This window comes from Caenimonas sedimenti, from assembly GCF_007833165.1.
In the GTDB taxonomy this organism is placed as follows: domain Bacteria; phylum Pseudomonadota; class Gammaproteobacteria; order Burkholderiales; family Burkholderiaceae_C; genus Ramlibacter; species Ramlibacter sedimenti.
This window is the reverse complement of record NZ_VOBQ01000017.1, coordinates 75,891-95,023: the sequence shown is the minus strand read 5'-3', so window position 1 is coordinate 95,023 and position 19,133 is coordinate 75,891. Positions and strand designations below refer to the sequence as shown.

The following is a 19,133-nucleotide window of genomic DNA, read 5'->3' as shown; positions in this document are numbered from 1 at the left end:
GGCGTCCTTCAAGCCGGTACTTCGATCCGCACCTGGTACACCCCGTCGGCCAGCACCGTCTGGAACTGGCCCTGCACGTCGTGCAGCAGGCGCAGCCGGTCGCGGACATTGCCCTGCGCCACGCCATGGCCCCGCCGGCCCTGCCCCGACGGCACCGTATTCGTCACCTTGATCACCACCACGCCGCCCCGCCGCTGGGTGCTGACTTTCACCTCCGCGCCGGTGGAGCTGGGCTCGACCCCGTGCTTCACCGCATTCTCCACCAACGGCTGAAGAATCAAAGGGGGCACGCGCGCGCTGCCCGCCAGCGGGTCGAGCGCCCATTCCAGCCGCAGCCGGTCGCCGAAGCGCACCGCCTCGATGGCCAGGTAGCGCCGCGCGACGGCGATTTCCTCCGACAGGGTGACGGCCTCGCCCCGGTCGACCAGCGCGTGCCGGAACAGCTCGCTCAGGTCCTCCAGCAGGGATTCCGCCTTGGCGGGGTCCTCCCGCACCAGCGCGATGGCGCTGTTCAGGCTGTTGAACAGGAAGTGTGGCCGGATGCGGGCCTGCAGTTCCGCCAGGCGCGCCGCGGTCTCGGCCGGCATGCGGCTCTTCGCGCGCAGCACGAGGGCCGCCACCACCAGCGCCGCCAGCATGCCCCCGACCAGGGCGGAGCCGATCCAGGGCATGGGCGCCGTGATGCCGACCAGCGCCAGCAGGAAGCAGCCGTACAAACCGGCGAGCATGCCCAGCACCACCCCGAACAGATGCTGCCCGGTGGGCGGCAGGCGCGCCAGCAACTGCTTCAGGCTGCAGGCGACGATCAGCCAGCTCAGGGTGCCCGGCAAGGCCGCGCCGGTGAGGAAGGCCAGTCTTTCGATCCAGTCCGGCACGTTGCCGGAACCCAGCGTGGCGCCGACGGCCATGACCGCCTCGACGAACAGCACCGTGCGCAGCACCACCCCCAGCTGGCAGGCGTCGAACACCAGCGCCGGCCGGATGGCGGGCGGCGGCTCCGGCGGCGGCGGGGTGCGCCGCGAATCGGAGAACGTCGATAATAGGTGCGAGTCGTTCATCGGTCGGCAGGCCTTCATTATGGTGAATCAGCCGGCATGACGAATCCGCATCGCATCCCTTTTCCTGCCCCTCCCCCCATGAGCCAATTCGATCAGAAATCCGAGGCCTGGTCCGCGCTGTTCAGCGAACCCATGAGCGACCTCGTGAAGCGCTACACCGCCAGCGTGTTCTTCGACAAGCGGCTCTGGCAGGCGGACATCCAGGGCTCGCTGGCGCATGCGGCCATGCTCCAGCGGCAGGGCGTGATCTCGGCGGACGACCTGGCCGCCATCCAGAAGGGGCTCGCCCAGGTGCGCGCCGAGATCGAGTCGGGGGCTTTCGAATGGAAGCTGGACCTGGAGGACGTGCACCTGAACGTCGAAGCCCGCCTCACGCAGCTGGTGGGTGATGCCGGCAAGCGCCTGCACACCGGCCGCAGCCGCAACGACCAGGTCGCCACCGACGTGCGCCTGTGGCTGCGCGGCGAGATCGACCTGATCGCGGGCCTGCTCGAAGACCTGCAGCGGGCGCTGCTGAAGCTGGCGGAGAAGAACGTCGACGTCGTGCTGCCGGGTTTCACCCACCTGCAGGTGGCGCAGCCCGTGAGCTTCGGCCACCACATGCTGGCCTATGTGGAGATGTTCTCGCGCGACCACGAGCGCATGCTCGACGTGCGCAAGCGCGTCAACCGCCTGCCCCTGGGCGCCGCGGCGCTCGCCGGCACGAGCTACCCGCTGGACCGCGAGTGGGTGGCGAAAGAGCTCGCGATGGAAGCCGTCTGCCAGAACTCGCTGGACGCCGTCAGCGACCGCGACTTCGCCATCGAGTTCACGGCGGCCGCCAGCATGGTGATGGTGCACGTGAGCCGGATGTCGGAGGAACTCATCCTCTGGATGAGCCAGAACTTCGGCTTCATCCGCATCGCCGACCGCTTCACCACCGGCTCGTCGATCATGCCGCAGAAGAAGAACCCCGACGTGCCGGAGCTGGCGCGCGGCAAGACCGGCCGGGTCGTCGGCCACCTGGTCGGCCTGATCACCCTGATGAAAGGCCAGCCCCTGGCCTACAACAAGGACAACCAGGAGGACAAGGAGCCGCTGTTCGACACGGTCGACACGCTCAAGGACACCCTGCGCATCTTCGCGGAGATGGCCGAGGGCATCACCGTGCAGCCGGAGGCGATGGAAGCCGCCGCCCGCCGGGGCTACGCCACCGCGACGGACCTGGCCGACTACCTGGTGAAGAAGGGCCTGCCGTTCCGTGATGCGCACGAGACGGTGGCGCACGCGGTGAAGGCGGCCACTTCGCACAACTGCGACCTGTCGGAGCTGCCGCTGGCCGTGTTGCAGGGCTTCCATGCCTCGATCGAGAAGGATGTGTTCGATGCGTTGTCGCTGCGCGGTTCGCTGAATGCGCGCAATACGCTGGGTGGTACCGCGCCGGCGCAGGTCAAGGCGCAGATCGAGCGGCACCGGGCGCGGCTGGGCTGAGCCATGCCGCTGGACCTGGCTGAGCAGGAACTGGCGCGGCTGGTGGCTGCCGGTTCGACCTACGCCATCGGCATGCTGCCGGTGAACCTGTACCTGCACAAGGGCGACCGGGCCACGGTGAAGAAGCACCTGGACACCCTGAATGCCAGGAACAAGGCCAAGGGGCTGCCGCCGCAAACGCTGGCCGATTTCGAGATGTGGCACTGAGCGCAGTCGCGCCACAAAATCGCCTTGGCGGCACAATGCTCGCTCCAGGAGCGATCGCCCGATGTCCCGATCTGAACCCGCGTCATGGTCCCGTCGGCGCTGCCTGCACGCGGCCGCCGCCCTGTTCGCTGGCATGGCGCTCCCACTCAACGCCGCTGCGGACGGCCCGCAGACGGAGGGCGCCCGGCTGACGGCGGACTTCGATCCGATCGGCGCCATGTGGCTGGGGTATGACGCTGGTCACGAGGCCTTCACGGGTGATCTGGCGCAGGCCTTGTGGCCTCACGTGCCCATCCGCATGCTGGTCCGCGATCCGCAGGCGCGCGTCCGCGCGATGGCCCTGTTGGCCGACCGGGGCCTGGACGCGGGCAAGGTGCAGTTCACCGAGGACCGTTCGGCGCACTTCTTCGTGCGTGACAGCGCGGTCTTCGGTGTGGACGGGGACGGCCGCCCCTTCATCGTCGATTTCCGGTGGACCGGCTACGGCCTGGGGAACTGGTGCCGGCGCCGCCATGGCACCAACACCGTGGAGGCCGCCGCTTGCGCGGCGACGCTGGACCGCGATGCCGGCGCCGTGGACGAGCGGCTGGCCGAAGCGCTGCGGCTGCCCCGGTTCACGACATCCCTCGCGATGGAAGGTGGAGGGGTCGAGGTCAACGGGCAAGGCCTGCTGATTGCCCACACCGCCTTGTGGCGCCGCAGGAACGGGGGCATGGCGCGCGACGCCCTGGAAGCGCAGATGCTGGCGCTGCCGGGCATCCGCAAGGTGATCTGGATCCCGTTCGGCCTGGCGCACGATGCACCGCATCGCGCGACCATCACCGGCCCCTATGTCGGGTGGGGGACCGGCGGGCACACCGACGAATTCGTGCGCTTCGCCGACGAAAACACGGTGCTGCTGGCGTGGGTGGACGAAGCGGAGGCGAACCTGCATCCGGTGGCCCGCCTGAACCGCGAGCGCATGCAGGCGAACCTGGAGGTCCTGCGAGCCAGCACCGACCAGCGCGGCCGCCCGCTGCGCGTGGTCAAGGTGCCGCTGCCGCGCGTGGTCGAGCGGCCGGTGGTGCTGCGGGCCGATGCCGACACCGCGTATTCGGAACAGTGGTCGGCCACCACGTTCCCCCCCGCCGAGGGGCGCCGTGAGGGTGACACTGTGCTTCAGGTCGCCACCACCAGCTACCTGAACCACGTGGTGGCGAACGGCCTGGTGCTGCTGCCGGACTACGTGCCGCACGGAACGCCGCCCGCGCTGCAGGAACGTGTGCTGAGACGCTACGAAGCCGCTTTTCCCGGGCGCACCATCCGGTTCATCGATTGCATGGGCGCCAACTGGGTCGGTGCCGGCGCGCATTGCGCCAGCCTTGGCCAGCCCCGGGCCAGGCCAGGCTGGGGCTGAGCCGGCCGCAGCCCTCGCACTGCCGGAGTGCGCAGGAGCCCAGGCGCTCCATGCCGGTGCCCCACCCGCGACCCGGAATTCCAGGGACGCCGCCCGCGGGGCGATTGAACGCAACCCGGTGGTGTTCTGGAAGGGCTCGCTGTTCCTGGCCGTGGCGTGCGTCGTGTTGCCGGGACTGTGGCGGTTGAAGTGAGTCACGCCAGCCGTTCGACCGGCGGATAGTCAAACGTGCCTTCGAGGTGGGCCCGGCGCGGCTGGTACAGCCGCAAGGCCAGGTAGAACGCCTCACCCGCGGGCGCCGGCAGCCAGTTCCTCCCCGGCCCCGGGTCCTGCGCCTGGATCGCGATCGTCAAGCCGCCGTCCGCATCGCGCACCAGCCCGCGGGTACGGTCACCGATGGAGTGGCGGCCGATCGGATTCGCGGCCAGCAGGCAGTCGGCGCGGCGGTACAACGTGACCGACCAGAACGCATCCACCTCCGGCATCCCCCCGGCCGTCAAGCGCAATGCATAGCGGTGCGTTCCATCCAGCACATGGCCTTGCGCGTCGACTTCCGCCATCACATACATCGCCTCCTCGACCCCCAGCGTGCCGATCCAGTTGCGCGCGACGCGGGCGCGCGTGGCGAAGTCCTCGCCGAAATGGGTGCGCACGTTCACGGCGGTGGTCCAGCCGCCGCCGAGTTCGGATCGCGCGTCGGCCTCGCGCAGTGCGGCGTAGACGGGAGGGAGCGCTGCTTCGAGCGCCGACGCCGCCGGCGGCCAGCCTGGTACGGGGCGCGGCGGCGGGTTGCGCGCCATCATGCGCTCCACGGCGTTCAGGTATTCGCCCGCGCCCGGCGTGCCGGCGCGGCGGCCGTCGAGCAGCACGTCCAGCCGTGCCAGCGCCGACGAACCATCGGGCCGCGAAATGCCAAACCGGTCCTGCAGCGCATGCACCCGGGCCAGGTCCTCATCATCGTGGTCCACGATGATCCGCCCGATCACCCACACGTCGTCGCCCGGCGCACGCACGCCGTGCATGCCGGCCGGCACCCCGCCCTGCCAGGCCGGGCCATGCACGAAGACGCGCTGGCGGGCCCCGCCCGTCGTGCGCCGTCCCGCGTAGGCCCAGGGATTGGTCCAGGCGTCGAGGAAGCCGAGCACCCAGTAGCGTTCGCCCATTTCCGGGACGTCGATGACCAGGGGGCCGGCCGAAAGATCGAGCCAGGCGTTGGTGAACAGCGTGTCGTTGTTCGGCGTCACGACCTCCTTGTCGCCCGGACCGATCAGCCGGCGGGTGTGCGTGAACTGGTTCACCCACCGCATCGTGGAGGCTGGGCCAGCGCCCGCGAAGCCTTGCACGGCGTGGCGGCGCGCCGTGTTTGCCGAGCGCATGCGCGCCATCTCGAAGAGCGGCAGCGTTTCGATCACGAGGTCGCCCACGCCCGTCTCTCGAGCCGTACCGCGGCCGACGATGACCGCATCCAGCGCGACGGCGCCTTCCCCTAGCGGCAACACGGCGAAGGGATTCACGTCCACGGATTCCAGCGAATCGCCGGCGGCCATGGCGAATCCGGAGAGCCGGACGATGGCCTGCGCCAGCGCTTCGGCATCCGCCTTCGGCGCGCCGCGAAAGCCGTGCAGCAGCGCCGCGGTCTTGAGCCCGGCCACCATGCCGCGGGCTTGCCCGAGGTCCACCGGCGCGATGCGGAAGCTGACGTCCCTCAGGAGTTCCACGTTCACGCCGCCCGCACCCAGCATCACCACATGGCCGAGCACCGGGTCCCGATGCACGCCCAGGATGCATTCGACACCGCGCACCATTGGCGCCGCCAGCACGCCGTCCAGCCGCGCATCGGGCGCGCCGGCGCGTACGCGCTCCATGATGCGGTCGTAGGCTGACGCGACCGCGGCGGCGTCGGCCACGCCGAGGGCGACACCGCCCAGGTCGGTCTTGTGCGTGATGTCCGGCGACAGGATCTTCAGGGCCACGGGATAGCCGAGGGCTGCGGCGGCAGCGATCGCTTCGTCCCGGCTGCCGGCCCGGCGCGCGGCGACCGCGGGCACGCCATGCGCCTGGAGCAGTTCCAGCGCGTCGGCCTCGTTGTAGGTGCGGGGCTGCAGCGTGAGTGAAGCCGCGGCGGGGGAAGGCGCAGCATCGTTCGCCCGCTGGCCCTGCTCGCGGAAGAAGTGCAGGGCGGCCAGGACGCCGATGGCGCGGCTCGGGTCCGTGAAGGTGAGGCAGCCGAGTTCCTCCAGGGCGCACTGCTGCCGCGGATCGGCCAGCGTGCTGAAGACCACCGGGCGGTCCGGGAAATCGCGCCGCAACTGGCGCGCCAGGTTCAGCTGCATCTGCTGCATGACGGGGGTGAGGCCGGCGGCGGCGAGGAACACCAGCAGGCTGCCGTAGCCGCCTTCGCGCAGCATGACGTTGGCCGCGACTTCCAGCAGGTCCGGTTCGGACGTCACCTGGCCGGTCACATCCACCGGGTTGCGCGTGGCCGCGAAGGGCACGCGGTCCAGGATGCGCTGCTGCGCGGCCGCGGGCAATGGCGCGACATCGAGTCCGGCATCGGCGGCGGCGTCGGCGAGCAGGACACCGACACCGCCCGATACCGTCAGCAAGCCCACCTTGCCGTTCGCCGGCAGCCCAGAGACCGCCAGGCCATGCGCCACGTCGAAGAACTCGTCGATGGTGCGCGCGCGCCAGGCGCCGTACTGCCGGAACAGCGCGTCGAACGCGGCGTCGTCGCCGGCCAGCGCCGCCGTGTGCGAAGCCGCCGCCTGCGCGCCGAGCTCGGTGCGCCCCACCTTGACGACGACGACCGGCTTGCCCGCCGCGCGGGCCGAGGCCAGGGCGCCCTTGAGCCGGGCGCCGTCGTGGCAACCCTCCATGTAGGCCATGATGACGTGTGTCGCCGGGTCTTGCGCCATCCACGCGATGCACTCGGCCACGTCGATGTCACCCTCGTTGCCGGTGGCGACCCAGGTCGAGAGCCCCAAACCGCGCTCGCGCGCCATCCCGTAGGCGTAGGCGCCAAACGCGCCGCTCTGCGTGACGATGCCGACGGTGCCGCGCGGTGCCAGGCCGGTCGAAACCACGGGCGAGAACGTCGCGTAGACGGAGGCGGCGGCGTTCATGAACCCCAGGCAGTTGGGGCCGAGCACGCGGATGCCGTGCGTCCGGGCTCGCTCCATCACGCGGCGCTGGGCCGCCAAGCCCTCCGGCCCGGTCTCCGCGAAGCCGGCAGTGAAGACGACCACGTTGCGCACACCCGCGGCGACCGCGTCCTCGAAGGCGGCTTCCACCTGGTCCGCCGGGACGGCGAAGATCGCCAGGTCGATCGGGCGGCCGACCTCCCGCAGTCCCGGATACGCACGCAAGCCAGCCACCTCCTGCCGCGCCGGGTTGATCGGGTAGATCTCACCTGCATACCCATGGTCCGCGAGATAGCGCAACGGGATCGCCCCGATCTTGCCGGCGGTCGCGGAGGCTCCCACGACGGCGATCGAGCGCGGATGGAAGAAGGACTGGAGGTCTGGCGAGGGCACGGCGGCAGTCGAAGCAAGGGAAGGACCGCAAGATAGTCGCGCCTGCCCTATCGGACAAACTGCGATTTCCGTCCGATTGATAGGACGGCGCGATAGGTGGCCTAGCGGCGCGCGCCGGCGCCCGGCTTTTGGCGCGTGAATTCGAGCGCGAAGCGCAGGAAGCTTTCCACGGCGGGCGATGCCGACGGGCCACGGCGGACATACATCGCCACGCGCCAGCTCACCTGCGGCTGCACCAGCGGCAGGAACACCAGCCCGAAGCCGCGCACCAGCGGCTCGGTCATCGACGGGCAGACGACGGCGCCGCGTGTCACCTGCAGCATGGACAGCGCGGTGTTGACGCGGTGGACCGGCATGAGCTTGCGCGGGTGGTTGCGCACCGGCACCTGGCTCAGCACGTTGGGCGCGAAGTTGGGCATGTAGTTGATCATGGGCAGATCGCGCAGGTCTTTCCAGCTCACCGACGCTGCATCGGCCAACGGGTCGTCCGGCGCGAGCGCCGCCCACAGCGGGTCTGCCCAGAGCACGTGCGCCTCGATGGCTTCGTCCTGCACGATGCCCGCCGGCCCGAAGCCGATGTCCGCGCTGCCCCCCTGCAGCTCGGCCAGCACGAGTTCGATCGGCACGTCGTCGAAGCGCACGTCGATGCCGGGATGGCGCGCCGTGTAGCTGGCGATCAGCTGCGGCATCAGCGTGCATGACAACGGCTCCGGCGCGGCCAGCCGGATGACGCCCCGGCGCAGCTCCTTCAGGTTGCTCAGGCTGCCCAGCGCCTCGTCGAGGCTGGCCAGCACGCGGCGCACCATCGGTTCGAAGGCTTCGCCCACGGCCGAAGCCGAGACGCTGCGCGTGGTGCGATCCAGCAGCCGCACCCCGACGCGCTGCTCGAGCTCGCGGATGAGGCCACTCAGCGCCGCCTGCGACAGGTGCATCGAGTGCGCGGCTTCGGAAAAACTGCCGGTGCGCACCACCGCCACGAAGGCCTGCAGCTGCCGCAGTGTCACGTGCATGGTCATGGGAGGTTCCCGCCGCGACGGCGCGGCACTTATAACGCGCGATGATAGATTGCTTGAAAAAAACGTCTTGCGCGATAGCCCGGGCGCGCCTTACCGTGTCGCCAGGGCTGCATCGACAGCCTCTCATCCGAGGAGACGAAATGAAGTTCACCCGCCGGGCCCTGCTGGGCACCGCCGCGGTCTGCCTGTCGGCCGGGACCGCCCCCTTCGCATCGGCCCAGGGCTCGGCATGGCCAGCGCGGCCGATCCGGTTGATCTCACCGTACGGCGCCGGCGGCGCCAGCGACATCTCGGCACGCATCCTCGCCGAATACCTCGGCAAGAAGCTGGGCCAGCAGATCGTGGTCGAGAACAAGCCGGGCGCCGGCACGCGGCTCGCCAACGAGTTCGCCGCCCGCGCCCCGGGCGACGGCTACACGATCCTGTATGCCGCCGCGCCCTACGCGACGGCCGAAGCGCTCTATGGCAGGCAGAACTTCGACACGCGCAAGGACCTGCAGCCGGTGGCGCTGGTCGCGATGGCGCCGCTGTTCCTGATCGTCAACGCGCAGAGCGGGATCAAGACGGCGCAGGAACTCATCGCGCACAGCAAGACCAAGCCCAGCGGCCTGAACATCGCGTCACCCGGTGCCGGCTCGCAGCCCAACTTGGCCGCCGAGCTGTTCCTGCGCGATGGCGGCGCCCGGGGTGTCGTCATCCACTATCGCGGCGACGCACCGGCCTACGCCGAATTGCTGGCCGGGCGGGTCGATGCCACCTTGACGGCGATCACCACGGCCTTGCCGCACATCCAGGCCGGCAAGCTGCGAGTGCTGGGCGTGGCGGCGACCCAGCGCAGCGCGCTGTACCCGGACGCGCCCACCTTGCGCGAGCAGGGCTTCCCGAACGTGGTCGCCTCCGGCTGGTACGGCTTCATGGTCCCCGGCACCACGCCGCCGGCGATCGTCGAGCGGCTGCAGCTGACCACCATCCGCGCGCTGGCCGACCCGGAGGTGAAGCAGAAGTTCCTGGCTCAGGGACTCGAACCCAACAGCAAGACCAGCGCCGAGTTCCGCAAATTCATCGATGACGAGGGGCGCAAGTGGGGCGAATTGATCGCCAAAGCCGGCATCAAGGGGGAATAGCGTGCATGCGCTTGACCGCTCCCTGCTCGCGCGCTCTTGCGCCGTCGCCCTGCTGGCCCTGCTGCAGGCTTGTGCCCATCCCGTGAACACCGGGCCGGGAACTCAACGCAACACGTCGCACGGCCCGGTCCTCGGCGTCGAGGACGCGGGCACCGCCACCATCAGCTGGAAGGGCGTGCCCTTCGCCCGGCCGCCCGTGGGCGCGCTGCGCTGGAAGGCCCCGGTCGATCCCGAGCCCTGGTCGGCGCCACGGCAGGCGTCCGCTTTCGGGCCGGCCTGCGTGCAGACCGGCCGTCTCTATGGCCCCGGCCTGAACAACCGGTACGACGAAACGATCGGCGCGACGCTGGGGCAGACCCTCGGCTCCGAGGATTGCCTGTACCTCAACGTCTGGGCACCCGCCACGCGTTCGGCGGCGCCGCGTCCCGTGATCGTCTGGGTCTACGGCGGCAGCAACATCACCGGCCACACCGCGGACCCCGTGTACGACGGGGCGAACCTCGCGCGTGCGGCCGACGCCGTGGTCGTCTCGGTCAATTACCGCCTCGGCATCTTCGGCTTCCTGGAACTGGCCGAACTGAAGACGGGCAACGCGGCCGACGACTCCGGCAATTTCGCGTTGCTGGACCTGATCAAGTCGCTGGAGTTCGTGCAGAAGAACATTGCCGGCTTCGGCGGTGACCCGGCGCGCGTGACCTTGATGGGCGAATCCGCGGGTGCGGTCAACGTGTACGCGCTGATGACGTCGCCGATGCTGGCCAGCAGAACGCCGCAGCTGTTCCACCGCGTCATCGCGCTGAGCGGCGGGCTGTCCACCGCCGCCACGTTGCCGCCCGGGTCCATCCCCGGTGTGCTTCCCAGATCCGTCTGGGCCACGCGCGGACAGGCCTTGCTGACGCACTCCTTGATCGCCGACGGCACGGCGACGGACGAAGCCGCGGCCAAGGCCAACCTGGCCCGCCGCTCGCCGCAGCAGATCGCGGACGACGTGCGCAGCAAGTCGCCCGATGCGTTGCTCACCACGGTGCGCACCCGCCTCACGCCCTTGGGCATGTCTGCATCCAACCCGATCCCTGACGGGACCGTGGTGGCCACGGACCCGATCGCGGCCATCCGCGCAGGCCGTTACGTGAAAGTGCCGGTGCTGGCCGGCAGCACGCGCGACGAGACCAAGCTGTTCCCCCAGCTGTTCGCCATCCGCCCCGACCTCGGCGGCGCGAGCGGGCGCCTGATCGACGACGCCAGGCTGTTCGCCATCGTCCACAAGTACGATCCCGAAGGGCCGCCCGCGACCCGTGTCGAAGACTGGATCCCGGCGCGCTACCTGCCGGTGGACCAGCCGGCCACCGGCTTCAATGCGCGCGCGCGGGAGCTCAACCGCGTCTGGTTCGCGGCGATCCGCGACGACATGCTCAACGCCCTGCGCACGCAGCAGGCCGCGGTCTGGCACTACGACTTCGAGTGGGACGAGCTGCCCCCGCCGTTCGACACGATCTTTGGCGCCGCCCACAGCTTCGACCTGCCCTTCGTCTTCGGCAACTTCGGGCCTTCGCTCTACGCCAATGTGTCGTTCACGCGAGCCAACCAGCCCGGGCGCCTGGCGCTGTCCAACGCGATGATGGCCAGCGTGAGCGCGTTCGCCCGCGCGGGGGACCCGAACCATCCGGGACTGGGAGCGGCCTGGCAGCCGTGGCCGCGGCGCATCGTGTTCGATGCCACGCCGGCGGCAGCCCGCATCTCCGCGAGGTAACCCGGCAACGAGGAGAGTTCGATGATGCAGTCTCTGCTCGCACCCGCGCACAAGCTGCTTGGCCACATCCATTTCACCGCGGCCTTCGGCATCGTGTGCGTTCTGGCCGTGTTGCCCGCCGCGGTGGCGCTCGGTGCGCGCGACTTGCTGGGGCCTCAGGAACTGTTCATCGCGGTTGCCGCGCTCTGCGCGCTCGCGCTCTACGCGCTGGCGGCGTTGCGCACCTTCGCATCCGCCGACATCTCCGCCATCGTCCGCATCATCGACCGGCTCGCCAGCGGCGAACTGATCGGCAGCGTCCAGCCGGCAGCCGCGGCCACGGGCGACGGCACGCGGCTCTGGGCGTCGGTCACGCGGATGAACACCACGCTGTCGGCCATCGTGAAGCAGGTGCGCGCGAGCGTGGAAACGGTCGTGGCGGGATCCGACAGCATCGCGGAAGGCAACACGCTGCTTTCCGAGCGCACGCAGCAACAGGCCGCCGCGCTCGAGGAGACGGCGAGCGGCATCGACCAGCTGGCGGCAGGCGCGCGCCGCAATGCGGAGAACTGCGAGCGCGCGAGGCAGCTGGCGAGCGAGTCGAGCGAGGTGGCTGCGCAGTCGGCCGAGCGCATGGGGCAGGCGGCGCAGACGATGCAGGCCATCGATGCCAGCGCCCGGCGCGTCGCCGAAGTCCTGGCCACGGTGGAAGGCATCGCCTTCCAGACCAACATCCTGGCCCTCAACGCCGCCGTCGAGGCCGCGCATGCTGGTCACCGCGGGAACGGGTTCGCCGTGGTCGCCGCGGAGGTGCGCGAGCTGGCGCGCCGATGCGCCGAGGCCGCTCAGGAGATCAAGTCGCTCAACGAAGTGGCCGCGGGACACGTCGAAGCCGGCCAGAAGCTGGTGGGAGCCGCCCAGGAGGCTGCCACCCGGGCGGCCGGCAACGCTTCCGAAGTGGTGAGCGTCCTGGGCACCATCGCGCTGTCGACCCGCGAGCAAAGCGTGGCGCTGCAAGAGGTCAGCCTCGCCGTGGCCCAGGTCGACACGGCGACCCAGCAGAACGCGGCGCTGGTGGAAGAAGCGGCGACCTCCGCAGAAGCCTTCCGCGAAGAGGCCCGGCAGCTGTCCGAGGTGGTGGGGCGCTTCAAGACGGACCGCAACGACGACCGGGGCCGGGTGATCGCGCTGGTGAAGAACGCCGTCGAACACGTGCGACGCCGCGGGGTGCGCGGTGCCTGCAGCGACTTCAACGACGCGCGCGGGGACTTCGTGCGCGGCGAGGATTACGTCTTCGCGCTGGCCGGCGACGGCATGCAACTGGCCTACGCCCCCGACCCCAGCATCGTCGGGCGCAACAACGTCGACCAGCCGGATGCCGCGGGCAAGATCGTGGGCCGCGAGATCCTGCAAGTCGCCCACGGGGACGGGTTCGGCTGGGTCGACTATCTGTTCGCCAACCCGCGCACGGGACGCATCGAACCGAAGTCGGTCTATGTGGAGGCGGTCGAGGGCATCATCGTCGGATGCGGCATTTATCGCAACGACGGCGTCGGCGATGTCGTGCAACCGGCGCGGCGGCCGCAACCCGTGCGGTCCGCGCCCGCGCGGCTGGCGCGCGCCTAGCGCACCCTCAGCCCAGCCGGGCCGCGACCTTGCGTCGCAGTTCCTCGTCGCCCAGGGTCCACAGGCGCAAGGCGATGTGGATCTCCAGCACGCGGGTAGCGCTGCCCCAGTGGCCGAGCAGGTCCTCGATGGTGCCGAGACGCTGGCGCACGGTGTTGACGTGGATGCCGAGGCGCTGCGCCGCCACCTTCGCGTTCTGCTGCGCGTCGAAATAGCAAAGCAGGGTCGGCGCGAGTTCGGTGCCGCGTTTCTGGTCATAGCCCGTGAGCGCGCCGATGGAGGCTGCGAGGAACGCAGCAAGGCTGTCCTGGTCGTGCGTCTCGAACAACGTCGAGTAAAGCGCCATCTCGTTCTGCGGAACGATCTGCGAGCGGATGCCGATCCGGCGCAGCACCGGCAGGGCACGGCGAAGCGCCGTGTAGGTGGCCGGGATCTCCGCGGGACCCGACAACGGGCGCGAGACCACCCCCAGGAAGGCCGAACCGAATTCGCGCCCCGCCAGCTCGGCGACGCTCCGGCGGCAAGGCTCGGCGCGCGTGGCCGCGGTGAGCAGCACGAGCGCGCCGTCGATCTCGTCGAACACCGCGCCGGCGTGGGTCTCCGCCGCTCGCAGCCGGCGTGCCGCGTACCCGGCGTTCGAATCGGCGATCTCCACCACCAGCAGGGATACCGGTTGCGTCAGGTCCAGCCCGAAGCCGAGGGCGCGGTCCCACTGCAGCGCCAGGTCGTCCTGGCGCGGTGACAGCAGCGCACGCAACAGGGTCGCAACGTCGCGCGTCTTCGTCGCTTCCATGCGCTCGCGCGAGAGCAGCACCACCCCGATGACGGTGGCGCTGCGCTCGAAGGTGCGCACCGCGATCTCGTCGAGTTCGCCCCGCCGGAACAGCAGGACAGCGCCCAGCACATCGTTGCCGCCAATCACCGCGATGGCGCGGCAGCTCTCCTCGCCTTGTTGAAAAGCAACGACGGACCGGCCGATCTGCCGGCTCTGGCGCAACGCGCCCGTGAGGGCGCTGCTGGTCCCGGCGTGCGGCGCGTAGGCCGCCATCGCGGCGGAAGCGAGCCCCGGCGCGGCACCCCGGCCGATCGCCTGGCCGGCCTCATCGAGGACGATCACACCGCCGTCGAGCAGCCGCGCGAGGGATTCGCACAAGGCGGCCAGCGGCGCGCCGCGCGCCAGCAGCGAAGTCATCTCGCCGTGCGCCTCGGCGGCGCCCTGGACGCGGCGGGCGTGCAACTCCAGCTCCGCCCTGGTGGTCTCGGCGCTGCGCAGCGCCGCCTGCGCCTGCCGGAACGCCATGGCGTTCTTGATGGCCACAGCCGCGTGCGCCGCCAGCGTGGAGAGGATGGAGACGTTCTGCGCCGTGTGCGTGCGGTGGTAGCGATCGGCCACGAACAGCAGGCCGATCACGTCGGCTTCCCAGAGCAGCGGCACGCCCACCACGGCGGCGATGCCCTCGTCGCGGAAGGTCTGGTCCAGGTCGGGATCGTGCGGGAACCGCGTGTCATGCAGGTAGTCGGGCGTGCTGAAGGGCAGGCGCGTCTCCATGACGACGCTCACGATGCCGCGGTCGCGGCTGGTCGCCATCTTCCCGGTGCCTCTTGCGAGGGCACCGTCGGCGGCCAGCACATGGAATTCGCCCGCTTCGCTGTCGTAGGTGGACAGCCATGACACGTGCGAGCCCAGCATGTTGCGCGCGCGCGAGGCGATCGTGCGCAACAGTTCGTCGAGTTCCAGCCGCGCCGTCAGGTCCCGCGCCGATTCGATCACGGTGAGCAGGCCGCTCTCGCGCTGCTGCCAGAGTTCCAGGCGGTTGTGCACCGCCATGGCCATGCGGACGAGTTCGACCAGGCTTGACTTGCCGCGGCCGTCCTCAGGCAGGCTCTCGACTTCGGCCAGGCGGGCCGCGAATGCCTCGGCCGGCGCCCCCTGGTGCAGCAACGCGACAAGGTCGCGCGCGATGCCTTCGCCGTCTGGGGGCTGGGGACTGGATGGCACTTCTTCTTGCTCCGGGTTGGCGTCACGTCGAAGTGTGCAGGCTAACGCGCGGCCTGTCTGCCCCCAGGTGGCACGGCCACATCCGAAGCCGCCCCCGCATGTGGCGGGTGCACATTTGATTCGCGGCGCGGGTCGGACAAAGTCCCCGCATGACAGTTCTTGATTCCCTGCGGCCCCCGGCGGGACTGCGGGTCCTGGTGACCGCGGGCGCCAGCGGCATCGGCGCGGCGATCGCACGCGCCTTCCATGAAACCGGCGCGCGCGTCCACGTGTGCGACATCGACCGGACGGCGCTGGACCGCCTGGCCACGGACAGCCCCGCGATCACCGGCAGCGTCGCGGACGCGTCGATCGCGCGCGACGTCGACCTCGTGTTCGACGACGTGCTGGGCACGCTGGGCGGTCTGGACGTGCTCGTCAACAACGCCGGCATCGCCGGGCCCACCGCGGCGATCGAAGCGATTGACCCGGCGCAATGGGACCGGACGGTGGCGGTGAACCTCAACAGCCATTTCCTGTTCGCCCGGCGCGCGGTCCCGATGCTGAAGGAATCCCGCTCGAACCCCTCGATCGTGATCATGAGCTCGGTGGCCGGGCGCCTGGGTTATGCGTGGCGAACGCCGTATGCCGCAACCAAATGGGCGGTCATCGGCATGATGAAGTCGCTGGCGGTGGAGCTCGGGCCGCAGGGCGTACGGGTCAACGCGATCCTGCCGGGCACGGTCGAGGGCGAGCGCATGGACGCGGTGATCGCCGCGCGCGCGGCCGCCACCGGGCTGAGCCCCGTCCAGGTGCGCGAAGAGTACGTCCGCAAGACCTCGCTGCGCCGCATGGTGACCACGGACGACGTCGCGGCCATGACCCTGTTCATGTGTTCCCCCGCGGCGCGCAACCTCACCGCCCAGGCGGTGAGCATCGACGCCAACATCGAATATCTCTGAAGGCGACAGGCAGGCCATGGCAAGAACCCAGGACAAGGTCATCATTTCCTGCGCGGTGACCGGCTCGGTGCACACGCCCACGATGTCGCCCTACCTCCCGCTTTCCCCGGACGACATCGCCCGGCAGGCGATCGAGGCGGCGGAAGCAGGCGCCGCCATCCTGCACCTGCACGCACGGGACCCCGGCGACGGCCGGCCGAGCGCGGATCCGAAAGTGTTCGACCAGTTCGTTCCGCGCATCCGCGCGGCGACCGATGCGGTGATCAACATCACGACAGGCGGCAGCACCCGCATGACGCTGGTGGAGCGGCTGGCCTACCCGTTGCAGGCGAAGCCGGAGATGTGCTCGCTCAACATGGGGTCGATGAACTTTTCCATCCACCCGGCCGCGCGGAAAATCCAGGACTGGAAGTACGACTGGGAGAAGCCCTACATCGAGGGCATGGAAGACCTGATCTTCCGCAACACCTTCCGGGACATCAAGCACATCCTGCGCGTGCTGGGCGACGACTGCGGCACGCGGTTCGAATTCGAGTGCTACGACGTCGGGCACCTCTACAACCTGGCGCATTTCGTGGATGAGGGGCTGATGCGCGGGCCGCTCTTCATCCAGGGCATCTTCGGCATCCTCGGCGGCATCGGTCCGGACCCGGAGAACCTGGTCCACATGAAGACCACGGCCGACCGCCTGTTCGGCGACGGCTACCGCTTCTCGGTGCTGGGCGCAGGCCGGCACCAGATGCCGCTGCTCACCATGGGCGCCCTGCTCGGCGGCAACGTCCGCGTCGGACTGGAGGACAGCCTGTACCTCGGCAAAGGCCAGCTGGCGAAATCGTGCGCCGAGCAGGTGCGCAAGATTCGCCGGATCCTCGAGGAGCTGTCGCTGGAAATCGCATCCCCCCAGGAGGCCCGCGCCATGCTGGGCCTGAAGGGCCAGGAGAACGTCGCGTTCTGAAGAAGGCGCGATTCGCGCCAGGCACAACCAGGAGACACCCATGACCCCGCAATCGCAAGCAGTCACCGCGCACCCGCGCACCCTCGGCAGGCGCGCCTGCCTGCATCGCCTGGCCAGCTCGGTGGGCTGGCTGGTCGCCGGCTCGACGTTGGCCGCCTGCGGCGGCGGTGGCGATGCCGGGCCGGCCGGCGGGGCCGAGCTCGCCTACCGGCCCGACATCCAGGGGCCCTTCCCGATCCCGCCGAGCGAACGCGGGCTGTACACCGTCACGGCGGAACCGTACTTCAAGGTGTCGGACAAGGGGCTGCAGCTCGAGGCCGCGTCGTTCGACAAGGCGGGCAACCTGCTGTTCGTGGACGTCTTCGGCGGCACCATCTTCAAGCTGACGCCGGCGAAGACGCTGAGCACCGTCCTGCCCGCGAACGCGCTCGGCTCCGCCGGCATCGCCATCCACAAGGACGGGCGCATCTTCGTGGCCGGCCTGGGCAACTTCGTCGATACCGGCAGCATCTTCTGGATCAACCCCGACGGCACGGGCCTCACGACCATCGTGCCCGCGAGCGCGGGCTACCTGCCGGACGACCTGGTGTTCGACGCGCAGGGCGGTTTCTACTTCACGGACTTCCGCGGCAGCACCGTCGACCCGATCGGCGGCGTCTACTACGTGTCGCCGGACTTCAAGACGATCACGCCGATCCTGAAACACATGGCGATCGCCAACGGCGTGTGCCTGAGCCCGGACGGCAAGGTGCTGTGGGCGACCGAGCTGAGTGCCGGGCGCCTGCACAAGATCGAGCTCTCGAACGCAACCACCATCGCGCCGTTCGGCACCGCCGTGCCCTACTACTTCAACGGGTTCGCGCCGGACTCCATGCGTTCCGACGCCGACGGCAACGTCTACGTGGCCATGTATTCGCAGGGCCGCGTGCTGGCATTCAACCCGAACGGCATCGCGATCGGCCAGATCCTGCTGCCCAAGCGCGAGAGCGGCCACAACATGCGATCGACCAGCGTCGGCTTCATCCCCGGGACCAACGAGATGGTGATCCTCACCAACGACGCGGACGGGGGCGAGGGCTCGTGGATCTTCCACGCGAAGGGCTTCGCCAAGGGCACCACGCTCTATTCGCACGCCTGATTCCGGTTTTCATCGAGAGAGGTTCATGAAGAAGCATCTGCAGGATCGGGTGGCCGTGGTCACCGGGGCGGGAGGGGGTCTCGGCCGCGCGCACGCGTTGGAACTGGCGCGCCACGGCGCGCGCGTGGTGGTGAACGACCTGGGAGGCGATCGCCCCGATTCCGCCGCCATGCGGGTGGCCGAGGAAATCCGCCGCCTCGGCGGCGAGGCCATCGTCGATGGCGGGGACGTGACGGACTTCGCGCGGATGGAAGCCATGGTGGCCGCGGCGGTGGACGAGTGGGGCCGGGTCGACGTCCTCGTGAACAACGCCGGCATCCTGCGCGACAAGTCCTTCGCCAAGATGGCGCTGGACGACTTTCGCGCGGTGCTCGATGTCCATGTGATGGGCGCGGTGAACTGCACCAAGGCGGTCTGGGAACGGATGCGCGCGCAGAACCACGGGCGCATCGTGATGACGACCTCGTCCTCCGGCCTGTACGGCAACTTCGGCCAGGCCAACTACGGCGCGGCCAAGATGGCGCTGGTCGGGCTGATGCAGACGCTGGCACTCGAAGGCGCGCGGCACGGCATCCGCGTCAACTGCCTGGCACCGAGCGCGGCGACCGGCATGACCGCGGGCGTCCTGCCTGGCGAGGCACTGGCGGGACTGGCGCCGGAGAAGGTCAGTCCCGGGCTCATCGCACTGGTGGGCGACGACGCGCCCACGCGCATGGTGCTGCTGGCGGGCGCCGGCAGTTTCGAATGCGCGCACGTGACCATGACGCAGGGCGTGTTCATCGGCGAAGCCGGCGACGCGGCGGAGCGGGTCCGCCGCAGCCTGGACGCGATCCGCGACCGTGCAGGCGAGAGGGTGCCGGAGTCCGGCTGGGAGCAGTACCAACTGGAGCTTTCCAAGGCCGGGCTGGCGAGCGAAGTCGCCTAGGACTGGCAGCCGATGG

At 69.9% G+C, this 19,133-nt stretch carries 14 protein-coding genes; 10 read left to right on the top strand and 4 right to left on the bottom strand.

Going from position 1 to position 19,133, the window contains the following annotated elements:
- Positions 1–8 precede the first annotated feature (8 nt).
- Positions 9–1,058, bottom strand: a complete 1,050-nt coding sequence (locus FN976_RS21180; protein ID WP_145895061.1) for a sensor histidine kinase — start codon at positions 1,056–1,058, stop codon at positions 9–11.
- Positions 1,059–1,136: 78 nt separating this feature from the next.
- Between FN976_RS21180 and argH the strand changes: the two genes are divergently transcribed.
- The 3 genes from argH (at position 1,137) to FN976_RS21165 (ending at position 4,131) form a co-directional block, all read left to right on the top strand.
- Positions 1,137–2,528, top strand: coding sequence for an argininosuccinate lyase (argH, locus tag FN976_RS21175; protein WP_145895060.1), 1,392 nt, complete (start codon positions 1,137–1,139; stop codon positions 2,526–2,528).
- Positions 2,529–2,531: 3 nt separating this feature from the next.
- Positions 2,532–2,735 (top strand): hypothetical protein, encoded by a 204-nt coding sequence (locus FN976_RS21170; protein WP_145895059.1) that lies wholly within the window; start codon positions 2,532–2,534, stop codon positions 2,733–2,735.
- A gap of 133 nt (positions 2,736–2,868) precedes the next feature.
- Positions 2,869–4,131 carry an agmatine deiminase family protein gene (locus tag FN976_RS21165; protein ID WP_186511060.1) on the top strand — a complete coding sequence of 421 codons (1,263 nt, stop codon included), beginning with the start codon at positions 2,869–2,871 and terminating at the stop codon, positions 4,129–4,131.
- A gap of 194 nt (positions 4,132–4,325) precedes the next feature.
- Here FN976_RS21165 and FN976_RS21160 read toward each other — a convergent pair whose 3' ends face one another.
- Positions 4,326–7,664: an acetate--CoA ligase family protein gene (locus FN976_RS21160; RefSeq protein ID WP_145895057.1), complete on the bottom strand. Its 3,339-nt coding sequence runs from the start codon at positions 7,662–7,664 to the stop codon at positions 4,326–4,328.
- A 101-nt stretch (positions 7,665–7,765) separates the two neighbouring features.
- Positions 7,766–8,680: a LysR family transcriptional regulator gene (locus FN976_RS21155; protein WP_145895056.1), complete on the bottom strand. Its 915-nt coding sequence runs from the start codon at positions 8,678–8,680 to the stop codon at positions 7,766–7,768.
- Positions 8,681–8,820: 140 nt separating this feature from the next.
- Here FN976_RS21155 and FN976_RS21150 point away from each other — a divergent pair, with 140 nt between their 5' ends.
- Genes FN976_RS21150 through FN976_RS21140 form a run of 3 tightly spaced genes read left to right on the top strand, consistent with a single transcriptional unit; the run spans position 8,821 to position 13,159 of the window.
- The gene (locus FN976_RS21150; RefSeq protein ID WP_145895055.1) at positions 8,821–9,804 is read left to right on the top strand and encodes a Bug family tripartite tricarboxylate transporter substrate binding protein; all 984 of its coding nucleotides are present in this window, start codon (positions 8,821–8,823) and stop codon (positions 9,802–9,804) included.
- Between the two features lies 1 nt (position 9,805).
- Entirely contained in the window at positions 9,806–11,554 is a 1,749-nt protein-coding gene (locus FN976_RS21145; RefSeq protein ID WP_255440651.1) for a carboxylesterase/lipase family protein, read from the top strand.
- Positions 11,555–11,575: 21 nt separating this feature from the next.
- Positions 11,576–13,159: a methyl-accepting chemotaxis protein gene (locus FN976_RS21140; RefSeq protein ID WP_145895054.1), complete on the top strand. Its 1,584-nt coding sequence runs from the start codon at positions 11,576–11,578 to the stop codon at positions 13,157–13,159.
- A 7-nt stretch (positions 13,160–13,166) separates the two neighbouring features.
- On the opposite strand, the gene FN976_RS21135 is transcribed toward FN976_RS21140, so the two are convergent.
- On the bottom strand, positions 13,167–15,158 hold the full coding sequence (locus tag FN976_RS21135) for a helix-turn-helix domain-containing protein (RefSeq protein ID WP_145895053.1): 1,992 nt from the start codon (positions 15,156–15,158) through the stop codon (positions 13,167–13,169).
- Between the two features lie 149 nt (positions 15,159–15,307).
- Between FN976_RS21135 and FN976_RS21130 the strand changes: the two genes are divergently transcribed.
- Genes FN976_RS21130 through FN976_RS21115 form a run of 4 tightly spaced genes read left to right on the top strand, consistent with a single transcriptional unit; the run spans position 15,308 to position 19,117 of the window.
- Complete coding sequence (locus FN976_RS21130) at positions 15,308–16,099, top strand: SDR family oxidoreductase (RefSeq protein ID WP_145895052.1); 792 nt, start codon at positions 15,308–15,310, stop codon at positions 16,097–16,099.
- 16 nt (positions 16,100–16,115) lie between these two features.
- Positions 16,116–17,054, top strand: a complete 939-nt coding sequence (kce, locus tag FN976_RS21125) for a 3,5-dioxohexanoate:acetyl-CoA acetone transferase (protein WP_145895051.1) — start codon at positions 16,116–16,118, stop codon at positions 17,052–17,054.
- Between the two features lie 40 nt (positions 17,055–17,094).
- Positions 17,095–18,192, top strand: coding sequence for an SMP-30/gluconolactonase/LRE family protein (locus FN976_RS21120; protein ID WP_145895050.1), 1,098 nt, complete (start codon positions 17,095–17,097; stop codon positions 18,190–18,192).
- Between the two features lie 25 nt (positions 18,193–18,217).
- Positions 18,218–19,117: an SDR family NAD(P)-dependent oxidoreductase gene (locus FN976_RS21115; RefSeq protein WP_145895049.1), complete on the top strand. Its 900-nt coding sequence runs from the start codon at positions 18,218–18,220 to the stop codon at positions 19,115–19,117.
- Positions 19,118–19,133: the final 16 nt, after the last annotated feature.